The organism is Streptomyces roseirectus, from assembly GCF_014489635.1.
Lineage (GTDB): Bacteria > Actinomycetota > Actinomycetes > Streptomycetales > Streptomycetaceae > Streptomyces > Streptomyces roseirectus.
Genome location: NZ_CP060828.1, coordinates 4,793,092 through 4,806,319, shown reverse-complemented (window position 1 = coordinate 4,806,319; position 13,228 = coordinate 4,793,092). Strand labels below are relative to the sequence as shown.

The 13,228-nt window shown below is 71.0% G+C and carries 16 protein-coding genes and 1 CRISPR repeat array (1 of these 17 cut by a window edge); of the genes, 8 read left to right on the top strand and 8 right to left on the bottom strand.

From position 1 onward, the window contains the following. Positions 1-444: a CRISPR direct-repeat array (repeat unit 29 nt; unit sequence GGGAACACCCCCGCGTGCGCGGGGACCAC); it reaches 73 nt to the left of the window's first position. 283 nt (positions 445-727) lie between these two features. Next, the gene (locus IAG44_RS20050) at positions 728-1,183 is read left to right on the top strand and encodes an NUDIX domain-containing protein (RefSeq protein ID WP_187748466.1); all 456 of its coding nucleotides are present in this window, start codon (positions 728-730) and stop codon (positions 1,181-1,183) included. On the opposite strand, the gene IAG44_RS20045 is transcribed toward IAG44_RS20050, so the two are convergent. The 7 genes from IAG44_RS20045 to IAG44_RS20015 all read right to left on the bottom strand — a co-directional run bounded on the left by IAG44_RS20045 (position 1,173) and on the right by IAG44_RS20015 (position 7,670). After that, the gene (locus IAG44_RS20045) at positions 1,173-2,093 is read right to left on the bottom strand and encodes a serine hydrolase (RefSeq protein ID WP_187748465.1); all 921 of its coding nucleotides are present in this window, start codon (positions 2,091-2,093) and stop codon (positions 1,173-1,175) included. The two genes, IAG44_RS20050 and IAG44_RS20045, sit on opposite strands and share 11 nt — an antisense overlap. Continuing rightward, positions 2,094-2,861 carry a L,D-transpeptidase family protein gene (locus tag IAG44_RS20040; RefSeq protein WP_246561913.1) on the bottom strand — a complete coding sequence of 256 codons (768 nt, stop codon included), beginning with the start codon at positions 2,859-2,861 and terminating at the stop codon, positions 2,094-2,096. 302 nt (positions 2,862-3,163) lie between these two features. Continuing rightward, positions 3,164-3,571: a hypothetical protein gene (locus IAG44_RS20035; RefSeq protein WP_187748464.1), complete on the bottom strand. Its 408-nt coding sequence runs from the start codon at positions 3,569-3,571 to the stop codon at positions 3,164-3,166. A 66-nt stretch (positions 3,572-3,637) separates the two neighbouring features. Further along, positions 3,638-4,687, bottom strand: a complete 1,050-nt coding sequence (locus IAG44_RS20030; RefSeq protein WP_425508459.1) for a PucR family transcriptional regulator — start codon at positions 4,685-4,687, stop codon at positions 3,638-3,640. Between the two features lie 283 nt (positions 4,688-4,970). Further along, entirely contained in the window at positions 4,971-6,170 is a 1,200-nt protein-coding gene (locus IAG44_RS20025; protein WP_187748462.1) for a cation:proton antiporter, read from the bottom strand. A 325-nt stretch (positions 6,171-6,495) separates the two neighbouring features. Then, positions 6,496-6,861, bottom strand: a complete 366-nt coding sequence (locus IAG44_RS20020) for a hypothetical protein (RefSeq protein WP_187748461.1) — start codon at positions 6,859-6,861, stop codon at positions 6,496-6,498. Between the two features lie 116 nt (positions 6,862-6,977). Next, positions 6,978-7,670: a DUF5324 family protein gene (locus IAG44_RS20015; RefSeq protein ID WP_187748460.1), complete on the bottom strand. Its 693-nt coding sequence runs from the start codon at positions 7,668-7,670 to the stop codon at positions 6,978-6,980. 159 nt (positions 7,671-7,829) lie between these two features. On the opposite strand from IAG44_RS20015, the gene IAG44_RS20010 reads away from it, so the two are divergent. Together IAG44_RS20010 and IAG44_RS20005 are read left to right on the top strand one after the other, a co-directional pair. Continuing rightward, positions 7,830-8,348: a peptidylprolyl isomerase gene (locus IAG44_RS20010; RefSeq protein WP_281404295.1), complete on the top strand. Its 519-nt coding sequence runs from the start codon at positions 7,830-7,832 to the stop codon at positions 8,346-8,348. A 98-nt stretch (positions 8,349-8,446) separates the two neighbouring features. Then, positions 8,447-9,331 (top strand): rhomboid family intramembrane serine protease, encoded by an 885-nt coding sequence (locus tag IAG44_RS20005; RefSeq protein WP_187748458.1) that lies wholly within the window; start codon positions 8,447-8,449, stop codon positions 9,329-9,331. Between the two features lie 244 nt (positions 9,332-9,575). Here IAG44_RS20005 and crgA read toward each other — a convergent pair whose 3' ends face one another. Further along, positions 9,576-9,830, bottom strand: a complete 255-nt coding sequence (gene crgA / locus IAG44_RS20000) for a cell division protein CrgA (RefSeq protein ID WP_187748457.1) — start codon at positions 9,828-9,830, stop codon at positions 9,576-9,578. A gap of 93 nt (positions 9,831-9,923) precedes the next feature. Here crgA and IAG44_RS19995 point away from each other — a divergent pair, with 93 nt between their 5' ends. Genes IAG44_RS19995 through IAG44_RS19975 form a run of 5 tightly spaced genes read left to right on the top strand, consistent with a single transcriptional unit; the run spans position 9,924 to position 13,225 of the window. Next, positions 9,924-10,712, top strand: coding sequence for a DUF881 domain-containing protein (locus IAG44_RS19995; protein WP_187748456.1), 789 nt, complete (start codon positions 9,924-9,926; stop codon positions 10,710-10,712). Between the two features lie 21 nt (positions 10,713-10,733). Beyond that, a complete protein-coding gene (locus IAG44_RS19990) occupies positions 10,734-11,396 on the top strand; it encodes a class E sortase (protein ID WP_187748455.1) in 663 nt (220 codons plus the stop codon). A 16-nt stretch (positions 11,397-11,412) separates the two neighbouring features. After that, positions 11,413-11,610: a hypothetical protein gene (locus tag IAG44_RS19985; RefSeq protein WP_187753147.1), complete on the top strand. Its 198-nt coding sequence runs from the start codon at positions 11,413-11,415 to the stop codon at positions 11,608-11,610. Next, the gene (locus IAG44_RS19980; RefSeq protein WP_187748454.1) at positions 11,607-12,245 is read left to right on the top strand and encodes an aminodeoxychorismate/anthranilate synthase component II; all 639 of its coding nucleotides are present in this window, start codon (positions 11,607-11,609) and stop codon (positions 12,243-12,245) included. Before IAG44_RS19985 ends, IAG44_RS19980 begins: the two co-directional genes overlap by 4 nt. Continuing rightward, on the top strand, positions 12,242-13,225 hold the full coding sequence (locus IAG44_RS19975) for a class E sortase (RefSeq protein WP_187748453.1): 984 nt from the start codon (positions 12,242-12,244) through the stop codon (positions 13,223-13,225). The genes IAG44_RS19980 and IAG44_RS19975 overlap by 4 nt, the downstream gene beginning before the upstream one ends. Positions 13,226-13,228 lie beyond the last annotated feature (3 nt).

The following is a 13,228-nucleotide window of genomic DNA, read 5'->3' as shown; positions in this document are numbered from 1 at the left end:
GCGTGCGCGGGGACCACGACGGCGACCACCCGGCCCCGCCGAAGCGGGAGGGAACACCCCCGCGTGCGCGGGGACCACGGGCAGTGCGAACAGCCCGGCGTCGCCTGGTAGGGAACACCCCCGCGTGCGCGGGGACCACGGGGATAGCCCCGCGAGGATTCGCTCGTAGCCGGGAACACCCCCGCGTGCGCGGGGACCACACCCCGGCCGGACGGGCGGGAGCGTCGAGGGGGGGAACACCCCCGCGTGCGCGGGGACCACACACACGGTCACGGGCCCCGCCTTGCGTGCTGGGGAACACCCCCGCGTGCGCGGGGACCACTCGCGCTCGGCTACTCCGGGACCCTCCTCATCGGGAACACCCCCGCGTGCGCGGGGACCACAACCCGCAGGGGTGGCGCACCGGCCGGTACCGGGGAACACCCCCGCGTGCGCGGGGACCACCGTCCGTGACCTGCGGCGTTATTCGGTTTGCGGGCTGAGTTTCATTACTTTCGAGGAAACGGACATTTTGGCCATCTCTGGGGTCGGAACCCCCCCCGAAGCCGACCCTACGGTCCCCCGTCCCCGCGCGGGGGCGGAACGTCGTAAGCGCTTGGGGGCGGGCGCTCGTAGCGCGTCCGGTGTTGTGTGGTGGATCGGCCCCCGGACCCCTCTGGACGCCAAACTCCCCGTCGGCTGAGAGAGTTGGTGCTCACCCCGAACAGCACCCCCCCGAAGGGCCCCCGTGAAACACCTGATCCCCCGGTTGTGGCATTTGCTTCGAGGTTCGCTTCAGTGGCGCATCCTCTGGCTCGCGCACGCGAAGTTCGTGGTCGGCGTGACGGGGGTGGTGCGGAACGAGGAGGGGGAGGTGTTGTTGCTGAAGCACAGGTTGTGGTCGAAGAGGCACCCGTGGGGCCTGCCGACGGGCTTCGCGGCGAAGGGGGAGGAGTTCGAGCAGACGGTGGTGAGGGAGGTGAAGGAGGAGACGGGGCTGGATGTGGTCCCGGGGAGGCTGGTGAGGTTGAGCAGTGGTTACCGATTTCGGGCGGAAGTCGCCTACGAGGCTCGGTATGCGGGAGGGACTTTGAAGATCGACCCGTTCGAGATCCTGGAGGCGCGGTGGTTCCGTCCGGATGAGTTGCCGGAGGCGTTGCAGGAGTCGCACCGTCAGTTGATCAGGAGCACGGTCACTTCGTGACGCCGAGGACCCCGTGTATCGCCTTGGCGACGCGCTGAACGGTCGTCACCCCGTACTTCATGCTCCCGTTCCCGTGGCTGAGAACGGTGATGGTGTAGGACTTCCCGCCCCCGACGAACGCCCCGGTGCTGTGCACCCGCCACCCGTGACTGGCCCGGGGAAGCCACCCGTTCTTCACGTACACCCGCACGGATTCCGGCGCCCCGGCCGGCGTCCCCCACCGCTGGGACTCGACCACCTTCCCCATCAGCTCCAGCACATAGGCCCGCGGGGCGGCGCGCAGCACCTTGTTCGGGGCGAGCAGCAGATCCATCAGCCGTTGCTGGTCGCGCGCGTTGAGCTGGGTGAGCCCCCAGTACCCGTAGGGGTTCAGCGAGGTCCGGGTCATGCGCGCGGCGTCGAGGAACCGCCGCACCTTGCTCGCCCCGAGCTGATTCCACAGGGTGTTGGTGGCGGTGTTCCCGGACCGGGTGATCATGGAGGACGCCAGCGTCCGTTCCCGTTTGGTCAGCCCCCGCCCCGCCCGCTGCGCGTCCCACAGCAGAGCCCCGAGGACGGCGACCTTCACCACGCTCGCGGAGTCGAAGGCGTACGTACCGCGCAGCGCACACCGCGTACGGGACGGACGGTCGTGGAGGACGACGGCGACGGTCCCCCGCCGCCCGGCGACCGCCCGCCCGATCCCGGTCCGTAACGCCGAGGCGAGCCCCTTCTGCCCGGACGTACAGCTCACGGCCGGCGCGGCGACGGCACCGGGCGCCGCCGTCGACGTCACCAGCAGCAGGCACGCGCCCAGTACCGACCCGCACCACACCCGCGTCCGCACCCGCGCCTGTGCCCGCACCCGCACTCGCGTCCGCGCCCCGGCGCGCCCCCACACCCCCGCCCGCGCCCCCGCCCGCGTCCGCATTCAGGACTCGGGGTCGGGATTGGGCGGCGGCCCGACCTCACGGACGTCCGGCGGATCCCCGACCGGCGGCGGCGTGACGTGGGGCATGTTCCGCGCGGTCCCGGGCTTGACGCCGTACACGAAGACGGCGTCGTCCAGCTTGAGCGCGCTCCACAGCCGCCGGGCGTCGGCGAGCCGGAGGTTCACACACCCGTGGGACCCGCCGGCGAAGAGATTCCCGTACGTGCCGTGGAACGCCTGGCCCCCGTCGAAGAACTGGGAGTACGGCATGGGGGCCCCGTCGTAGAGGCTCGAATAGTGGTCCCGGTCCCGCCAGTAGACCCGGTGCCACCCCGTCCGGGTCTCGTACCCGTCCCGCCCGCTGCGCACCGGAACCGGCTGGTAGACGACCCGCTTCCCCTTCTGCACCCACATCAGCTGCCGCGTCAGATCCACACACGCCACCCGATAGGACCGCACGGGGCACTTCTTCCCGGCGTTGGGGTTCCGCGCGGCCTCCGCGACCAGCATCATCCGGTAGGTGGCCAGCCCCGCGTACCCGTCGGCGGGCTTCACCCCGTTCCGCCCCTGGAACCCCCGGATGGCCAGACAGTCCCGTACCGACTGCCGCCCGTCCACCGGCAGCCGCAGATGCTGTTCGAGCTGCCGTTGATAGGGCCCGGTCCCGGAGGTGCAGGGCGCGGGCGCGGCCATGGCCGGAGCCACCGGGAGGACCGCCACGCACAACAGCCCCACCGCCCCGGACATCCACCCTCTGCCGTGCGCCATCGCCGCCTCCTGGAACTCCCGGCCCAATACGCCATGAGTCCCACCCCGCCGCCCCGCACACGCCGCGTGTCACCGCTTTACCCCCGATCGGCGGACGGCCTCACCGGCTCACCGGCTCACATCGGTGTCCCGCCACGGCGGGTGCGCGGCGAAGTCGGGCACGGACACCGTCGAGGCGAGGCACATCAGCGCCGTGAACCCGGCTCATACGAACGGCCCACCCGGACCGGCCCCGCGAGCCCCGCCGCTCGCTGCACCCCGTCTGCTCACCCCTTCCCGCCCCCTCACCTCTCCCCGCCCCCTCACTCCTCCCAGCCCCCCGACACCCGCCGGTACGCCGCCCGCGCGTCCACCACCCGCGCCAGCGCCGTCCCCGACACCGCCGCCCCCAGCAGACACGCCAGCCACAGCACGTCCCGCGACACGGTCCACGTCAGCGTCCCGGCCGGCGGGATCGCGAAGCCGTTGAGGAAGAACCAGCACAAGGCGGCCGTCCCCGGCGCGGCGGTGAAGCGGGCGCACAGCCCGAGGACGGCGGCGAGGAACGACAGCGCGGCGAGCGCGAGCAGCGGACGGTCCGTGCCGACGGTCGTGTTGAGGACGGCGACCAGGAGCAGCGCCCCGGCGAACGCGCCCGCCCACACCAGCGGCGTCGCCACCGGCTGGGGCACCGGCCGCGCGCCCGAGCCGAACTCACTCCACTCGATCATGCCGACCACTCCCTCTCCGCCTCGCCCTGCGCCGCGCGGGAACCCCGGAATTCTCCCATCCGTATGTCAGTCCAGCGCCCTGGACGGCCAGTTGAGCAACCGCGCCCCGATGACGGCGGTCTGGAGGGCGTACCGGTGCGCGGGGTCGGCGGGGTCGACGCCGGTGAGGGTGTGGATGCGCTCCAGACGGTAGGTCAACGCCCGGACACTGAGCGAGAGTTCGCGGGCCGCGGCGGCGGCGACGCAGCCTGTGTCGAAGTACGCCGTGAGCGTGTCGAGGAGCGGCCGGGCCCCGCCGCGCGCCTGTTCCAGCGGGGCCAGCGTGTGGTGGACGAGGTCCACGAGGGCCTGCCGGTCGCGGGCCAGCACGGGGAAGACGAGCAGATCGGCGGCGCGCAGCAGCGGATCGTCGAACCCCATCCGCCCTGCCACGTCAAGGGCGTTGAGCGCTTCCCCGTACGAGTGCCCGATCCCCACCGCGCCGGTCCGCGTCCGCCCCACGGCCACCTGCCCCGCGCCCGCGGTCACCGCGTGGACCAGCTTCGCGAAGTGGACGAGGACGTCCTCCTGGTCGCCCGGCGCGACGCACACCATCCGCCCGTCCTTGGTGGTGAACAGGATCCGCCGGTGCTCGAACCGCGAGAACAGCTCGGCGGCCAACTGCCGTGGCACGGCGTCGAGTTCGTCGTACGCCTCGGGCCCCGTAGCGACGGCCACGGCGTGCGCGCGCGACAGCCGCAGCCCGAACCGCTCGGAACGCGCGGCCAGTTGGCCCGGGTCGCCGTGTCCCGCGAGCAGGTCGTCGATGAACTCCCGCCGCGCGGCCTCCTCTTTGCGCACGACCAGCCGCTGCGCCCGCTCGTACCCGTCCGCGAACGCGTCCAGCGCCTGCTCCAGCACCCCGAGCACGTCGTCGAGCCCGGCCCCGGCGGGCCGCTCGGCCCGCCCGGCCGCCACGTACGCCCGCACCAGGGGACGCCAGGCCAGCCCCGCCTCGGCGGCCCGCGCCCCCAACTCCCGCCGCGACTCCAACTCCCCCCGCGTGAGCCGCCGTCCGGTCACCGCGGCATCGGCCAGGATCTCCGCGAACCCCTCGACGACCCCCCCACCTCCCACCACCGCTCCCCCCTCCCGACTCGCCGTCCCCTCCGTACGACGCACGACGCTCCGCTTCGGATGCGGCGACCGTCGCACGTCCGCCCGAGACGGGACCCGCCCGGCGGCGCCGGCATACGCCCCGACCTCCGCCGACCCCCCGTCACCCCGGCGCTTCTCCCCCTGCTCCACACCCCGCGCACCCTGCGCACTCCGCCGAGCCAGCCCCCCGCCCCCGGCCTGCCGCACACCCCTGCCCCGCGCCGTCCCGGCCCCCGGCGCCCCCGCCGTGCCCGGTGCTCCCTCAGCCGCTCGCATGGGCCGCCTCCCTGCGCCGGGCGTTCTCCGCGCTCGCCGTCCGCGTGAAGCGCCGGGCCAGGGGTTCGGTCCAGCGGGCCGTCAGGGGGCCGAGGACGACGAGGATGAGGACGTAGGCGGTGGCCAGGGGGCCGATGCGGGGTTCGACTCCGACCGCGAGGCCGGCGATGACGATGGAGAACTCGCCGCGCGCGACGAGGACTCCACCGGCCCGCCAGCGACCGGGGACGGAGATGGCCGCGCGGCGGGCGGCCCAGTAGCCGGTGGCGATCTTCGTGGCCGTCGTGACCACGGCGAGCGCCAGGGCGGGCAGGAGGACCGGCGGGATCGCGGCGGGATCGGTGTGCAGGCCGAAGAAGACGAAGAAGACGGCGGCGAAGAGGTCCCGTAGCGGCGTGAGGAGGTTGCCCGCCCCTTCGGCGACCTCACCGGACAGCGCGATGCCCACCAGGAACGCCCCCACCGCCGCCGACACCTGCAACTCCTGCGCGATCCCGGCGACCAGCAGCGTCAGCCCGAGGACGACGAGCAGCAGCAGCTCGGCGTTGTCGGAGGCGACCGCGCGGCTGACGAGCCGCCCGTGCCGCAGCGCGACGTACAGCACCGCCCCGACCGTCCCCAGCGAGATCAGCAGCGTCAGCGCGCCGCCCGCGAGACTCACCCCCGCGAGGACGGCCGTGAGGATCGGCAGGTAGACGGCCATCGCGAGGTCTTCGAGGACCAGCACCCCGAGCACCACCGGCGTCTCCCGGTTCCCGAGCCGCCGCAGCTCCCCGAGGACCTTCGCTATCACCCCGGACGACGAGATCCAGGTGACCCCCGCGAGCGCGACGGCGGCCACCGGCCCCCACCCGAGCAGCAGCGCCATCACGGCGCCCGGTGTCGCGTTCAGCACGAAGTCGACCGCGCCGGACGGGTACTGCGTCCTGAGCGTGGTGACCAGGTCGGACGCGCTGTACTCCAGCCCCAGCATGAGCAGCAGCAGGATGACGCCGATCTCGGCGCCGGTCGAGACGAAGTCCTCGCTCGCCTCCAGCGGCAGCAGCCCGCCCTGGCCGAACGCGAGTCCGGCGAGCAGATAGAGGGGGATCGGCGAGAACCCGATCCGCCCGGCCAGCCGGCCGAGCAGCCCCAGGGCGAGGATGATCGCCCCGAGTTCGATGAGCATCGCTGTCGTGTCGTGCACGGGCGTCTGACCTCCGTCGATTCGGTTCAGGTCGCGGGCGTCTGTGCCGACGCGAGGCCGCCGTGGAGGCGGTCGCGCGCGTCGTACGTGAAGGTATGCGGGTGAGTTGTCCGGCGGGCCCGGGGCGGCAGGCGTGACGCACTGCGGCCACCCGGGCGAGGGCAGCGCTAGAGGCTGCGGCCGGTATCAGGAACGCCGTCGCGGGCGGCGTTGTCGACACGCACGGCACGAATGCCCCGGTCCATGGAAACGCCCCCCTCTCCGCCGGCGATCATAAGTATTCGGTAAAGAACTTTACCGCATCTCTCCTAGCCGCACGGCAAGTTCAGCCCGGAAGGGCCGGTTCACGCCGATGGCCACGCGCGCAGAACGCGAACACGATCATGGCGCTGACCAGGCCCGACGCACAGGCGACCGAGTCGGCGGCGAGCTTGTCGAGCGAGCCGCGCAGAGGGTCGAGGAGCGCGAACACCGTGACCGCCCCGACCACCGTCGCCGCCGCTCCGGCTCCCCAGAACCGGTGCTCCCGCATGAACCAGTGGGTCAGCAGACCCACCGCGGGCATCGCAACCGGCAGCGTCTCCTCGTCGAGCAGCGTCAGCACGCCCCAGGTGAGTCCGAGCACCACCAGCCCGCTCAGGGTCGTCAGCGCCGCCTCGCCCCACGACACCGGCCGTCGATGCTCCTCCACGGTCCCGCCCCCTCGCTCTCCCCGCCGCCCCTCGGTGTTCCTGTTTCACGTGAAACATGCCGATGGGGCCGGGGAGTTGATCTCCCCGGCCCCACCACCATGCACTATGGCTCACTTCAGCCGTGTTTCTCGCCCCGCGCGGCCTCCTCCTCGGCCTCCTTGGCCTGGACCTCCGGGTCGAGACCGGTGCCGTCCACGGAGTGGAGCCCGCCCGAGGCGGGCACCTCGGTGGCGGCCGGGGGTTCGACCAGCCAGTCGGGGTTGGCCTGCTGGTCCCACCAGCGCCAGACCGCGTAGACGCCCCCGGCGACGACGCCGAGGACGACGAGACCGCGCATCGCGCGGCCGGCCCGCGCACGGCGGCGGTTCGCGCGGACGAGGCGTTCGATCTGCTCGGCGGTCACCTGTCCGCGCAGGGCCGCGAGCGCGGCGGCGCCACGGGCGGCGGCCTCCTCACGCACGGGACCGGCGGCGGCGACCGCCTGCTCGATGCGCGGACGCGAGTACTCGGCGGCCTGGCGCGCGGCGATCCGCGTGCGCAGCGCCGCCTCGTGGGCCGCGTAGTCGACCTTCGGCGGGACATGGTTCCTGGCCTGCTCCAGCCTCGGCGCGAGATGGGCGTCGTACTGCACACGGGCCTGCTCGGCGGCCTGGGACACCTTGGGCGCGAGCCGTACCCGGGCCTCCTGCGCGTAGTGCGCGGCCTTCTCCCTCGCCGTGTCGGCGTAGGGCGCCACCACTTCCGCGGCGTGCAGCACGCTGTCCTTCGCCGAGCCGGTCGCGGCACGCACGCTGTCGATGCGGGTCACGGGTTCCTCCTCCTCGGTGGCGGTACGTTCTATCGACTTTCCACCCATTTGCGGATCATGCCTGCTCCGGGAGAACAAGGCATGCGGTGGCAGGCATACGGGTGGGGATCCATGCGAGGATCGTGGGGTTAACAAGGCAGTCGAATGAAAGGCGCCCCAGTGGCCGAGAAGCTCTACGCCACCCTGAAGACCAACCACGGCGACATCGAGATCGAACTCTTCCCGAACCACGCGCCGGAGACGGTGGAGAACTTCGTCGGGCTCGCCACGGGTGAGAAGAAGTGGACGGACCCCAAGACCGGCAAGCCGGGCGAGGGCAGCCTGTACGCCGGCACCGTCTTCCACCGGGTCATCGAGGGCTTCATGATCCAGGGCGGTGACCCGCTGGGCAACGGCACCGGCGGCCCCGGCTACCGCTTCAAGGACGAGTTCCACCCCGAGCTGAAGTTCAACAAGCCGTTCCTGCTCGCCATGGCCAACGCGGGCCCCGGCACCAACGGCTCCCAGTTCTTCATCACCGTCGGCCCCACCCCGCACCTCAACAACCGCCACACCATTTTCGGCGAGGTCACCAAGGGCTCCGAGGTCGTCGACGCGATCTCCAAGGTCGACACCTCCCGCAACGACCGCCCGGTCAACGACGTCGTCATCGAGAGCGTCGTCGTCGAGAAGCGCTGACCGCTTCTCCGGGAACCAAATGCCCCGCTCGTCCGTAGTGAAGAGCGGGGCAGCGTGTTGTGTACGACCCTGTTCGGGAGCTACGTGAAGGGGATCCAGTGGACCAGGCGCACGGTGGGCAGGCGGAGGCTTCCGGGCTGACCGGCTGTTATCGCCACCCCGACCGCGAGACCGGCGTCCGCTGTACGCGCTGCGAGCGGCCGATCTGCCCGGAGTGCATGGTCAGCGCGTCCGTGGGATTCCAGTGCCCGGAGTGCGTGCGCAACGGTTCGGGGACGGGCCACGCGCCGACGGCGAACCAGCCCCGCACGATCGCCGGTGGCACGGTCGCGGCGGACCCACGGCTGGTGACGAAGGTGCTGCTCGGCATCAACGTGCTGTTGTTCATCGCCGTGCAGGCCCGCTCCTCGCTCGTCGACAGTCTGGTGCTCGTCGGTGAGTGGCCTCCGGCGCCGTTCCAGGCCACGGAGGGCGTTGCGACGGGCGAGTGGTACCGCCTGTTCACGTCGATGTTCCTGCACCAGGAGATCTGGCACATCCTCTTCAACATGCTCAGCCTGTGGTGGCTGGGCGGCCCCCTGGAAACCGTCCTGGGCCGGGCCCGCTACCTGGCGCTGTACCTGATCTCGGGCCTCGCCGGAAGCGCGCTGACCTACCTGCTCGCGTCGCCCTACCAGGGGACACTCGGCGCCTCTGGTGCCATCTTCGGCCTCTTCGGGGCCACCGCCATACTGATGCGTCGGCTGCGTCAGGACATGCGCCCGATCATCGCCCTGCTGGTGATCAACCTCATCTTCACCTTCGGCTGGAGCGGCATCGCCTGGCAGGCCCATGTCGGCGGGCTCGTCGCCGGGGTCGTGATCGGGGCCGGGATGGTCTACGCGCCCCGCGAGAAGCGGACGCTGATCCAGTACGGCACCTGTGCACTCGTGCTCGCCGCGGTCGTGATCGTGACCCTCTTGAGGACGTCTCAGCTCACCTGAGCACAGAGTTGTCCACAGGCTGTAGCGCTCTGCGCGCACCCTGTGGAAGAACGGGTTCGCCCCCTGTCCCGGACCGGCGTTTACGCAGGTCAGGCAGGGGGCGTACGAGTTTTCGACGGGTTGTGGGTTCGTCGTACCGGCGTCAACGTCCTGGGAGTTATCCACAGATCGTCGTTCTTTTTCCCCACCGTGTGGACAACGAGCCCTGGCCTGTGGATAACTCCCGGCGGCTACCGGCCCGAGGTCACTTCCACTGCGTCGAGACGCCGAACCCCGCGGCGATGAAACCGAACCCGACCACGATGTTCCAGTTGCCCAACGCGTCGAGGGGAAGATCCCCGTCGGTCACGTAGAAGAGGACGATCCAGGCCAGCCCGATCAGGAACAGCGCAAGCATGACCGGTGCCACCCAGCCACGGCTGTTCAGCTTGATCGCGGTCGCCTGCTTCGCCGTCGGCGGCGTGTAGTCGGCCTTCTTACGGATGCGTGACTTCGGCACGAGGGTCTCTCCTGCTGACAAGGGGACACTGAGCGCTCCCCCGGGCGTCGGTTAGCGTAGTGCTTCCACGGCGCCGAAGGAGATAACGGTACGTTGAGCAATTCTGCCGACTCCCCCGGTAACGGTTCAACGGGTTCCGCACCCGGTCGTCCGGTTCGTGTCCGCCCGATGCGCGTCCTGACCGTCGGCGTCTTCGCTCTCGCGGGTCTCATCTTCTTCACCAGCTTCGACACCGCCAAGGGCACCGACATCCGTACGGACGCCTCCCTGCTCAAGCTCTCCGACCTCATCCAGGAGCGCAGCCGCAAGAACGGCGAGCTGGACGAGTCCAACGCCTCCCTGCGCAGCCAGGTCGAGGAACTGGCCGGGGCGGACGCCGGCCGCACCACCACCGAGGACCGGAAACTCGCCGCCCTGGAGCACAGCGCCGGCACCCAGGAGATCAAGGGCAAGGCCCTCACCGTCACCCTCGACGACGCCCCGCCGAACGCCACCGCCAAGCTCCCCGGCTACCCCGAGCCCCAGCCCGACTACCTGGTCATCCACCAGCAGGACCTCCAGGCCGTCGTCAACGCGCTCTGGCAGGGCGGCGCCCAGGGCATCAAGGTCATGGACCAGCGCCTCATCTCCACCAGCGCCGTCCGCTGCGTCGGCAACACCCTGATCCTCCAGGGCCGCGTCTACTCGCCCCCCTACAAGATCCAGGCCGTCGGCGACCCCAAGAAGCTCAAGGACGCCCTCGCCGCGTCCAAGGCGATCCAGAACTACATGGTGTACGTCGACGTCTACGGCCTCGGCTGGAAAGTCACCGACGACGGCACGGTGACGCTGCCCGGCTACTCGGGCACAGTGGACCTGCACTACGCCGAGCCCGTGGAGTAAGCGGAGCAACCAGGGGGTCCCGTGTCCTTACGGGGGATCGTCAGGACCGTCAGCGAGCTGTGCATCACCGTCGGCGCGGTGATCGTCCTCTTCGTCGTCTACGCCCTGTACTGGACCGGCGTGCAGGCCGACCGGGACATGACGGAGCAGGTCCAGCGACTCGAAAGCCGCTGGCGGAAGCCTCAACCGGTCGCACCGAAAGCGAAGACCTACGAGGAGGGGCAGCCCTTCTCCGTCATGCACATCCCGCGTCTTGGTTTCACGTGGAACAAGCCGGTCCTCCAGGGCACCGACACCGGCACCCTCAAGAAGGGCCTCGGCCACTACACGAACACCGCCCCCCTCGGCGGCACCGGCAACTTCGCCGTCGCCGGGCACCGCCGCACCTACGGCGACCCCTTCAAGGACTTCCCCGAGCTGCGCCGGGGCGACGCCGTCGTGGTCAGCGACGGGACCACCTGGTTCACGTATCGGATCGACAAAGGGCCCTACAAAACCGTCCCCACGGACATTGAGGTGATCGACCCTGTGCCACGTAAGTCGGGGTACACGGCACCGGGCCGGTACCTCACGTTGACCACGTGCGATCCGGAGTGGGGCCACAGCCACCGGCTCGTCGTCTGGGCGCACCTGGATTCGACGTCACCTGTGGACGAAGGCAGACCCCCGGCGCTGCGCCGTTAGTCTGGTGCGGTACGGCGTGAGTCTGGTGCCGTGGTACGACGGAAGGGACGGCATGTACGGCTGGATCTGGCGGCATCTGCCAGGCAACGCGTGGCTCAAGGCACTGATCTCGATCGTGCTGGTCCTCGCTGTCGTCTACGTCCTGTTCCAGTACGTCTTCCCGTGGGCCGAACCGCTGCTTCCCTTCAACGATGTGACGGTGGACAACCAGTGAGCGCGCGCATTCTCGTCGTCGACAACTACGACAGCTTCGTCTTCAACCTCGTCCAGTACCTGTACCAGCTGGGCGCCGAGTGCGAGGTCCTGCGCAACGACGAGGTCTCCACGGCCCACGCCCAGGACGGTTTCGACGGCGTGCTGCTGTCGCCGGGGCCGGGGACGCCCGAAGAGGCCGGCGTCTGCGTCGAGATGGTCCGGCACTGCGCCGCCACCCGCGTCCCCGTCTTCGGGGTGTGCCTCGGCATGCAGTCGATGCAGGTCGCGTACGGCGGCGTCGTCGACCGCGCGCCCGAGCTGCTGCACGGCAAGACCTCCCTCGTCGCACACGAGGGCAAGGGCGTCTTCGCGGGCCTGCCCTCCCCGTTCACGGCGACGCGCTACCACTCCCTCGCGGCGATGCCGCAGACCGTCCCGGCCGAGCTGGAGGTCACCGCGCGCACCGAGGACGGCATCATCATGGGCCTGCGCCACCGGGAACTGGCCGTCGAGGGCGTCCAGTTCCACCCCGAGTCCGTCCTCACCGAGCACGGCCACCGGATGCTCGCCAACTGGCTGACCGAGTGCGGCGACCACGGCGCGGTCGCCAGATCGGCCGGGCTCGCGCCGGTCGTGGGCAGGGCCACCGCGTGACCGCGCTGCGCCCGGAGCGCGAGGGGCTTCTCCACGGCGGCGAGCGCTACGACGCGCCCGCCGACGAGGAGACCATGGCCCTGCGGATACCGGAGCCGCCCCAGGGCGGTGACCCCATATCCGCCTCTGCGGGCACAGCCGCCGGGCCCGGCTCTCCCGCCCCCCTCGGCGGGCGCGCGGCCCGCAGGAAGGCCGCCAAGGGCCGTCGCGGGCGCGTCGTCGCCACACCGGCGGCCGAATCCCGCCCCCTGCACGGCGACCGGCCGCTGTCCCGCGTCGAGGCCCGGCGCCAGGCCAAGGCGCGCAAGCCCGGCGCCGCCGTCGTCGCCAGCCGGGCGCTCGGCGAGGTGTTCATCACCACCGGCGTCCTCATGCTCCTCTTCGTCGGCTACCAGCTCTGGTGGACCAACGTCCGCGCCCACGCGCAGGCCGGCAGCGAGGCCAACCAGCTCCAGAAGGACTGGGCCAGCGGCAAGCGGGCCGCCGGCACGTTCTCCGCCGGGCAGGGGTTCGCGCTCCTGCACATCCCCAAGCTCGACGTCGTCGTCCCCATCGCCGAAGGCGTCAGCAACAAGAAGGTCCTCGACAAGGGCATGGTCGGGCACTACGGCGAAGGCGCCCTCGCCACCCCCATGCCCGACGCGAAGACCGGGAACTTCGGGATCGCCGGACACCGCAACACCCACGGCGAACCGTTCCGCTACATCAACCGTTTGCAGCCCGGTGACGCGATCGTCGTAGAGACCCAGGACGAGTACTTCGTCTACAAGATGGCCTCCATGCTGCCGGTCACCTCGCCCAGCAATACCAGCGTTCTCGACCCGATCCCGCCCGGTTCCGGCTTCACCGCGCCCGGCCGCTACATCACCCTCACGACCTGCACCCCCGAGTTCACCAGCAAGTACAGATTGATCGTCTGGGGCAAGATGGTCGAGGAACGGCCGCGCAGCAAGGGGAAGCCGGATGCGCTCGTCGAGTAGGGG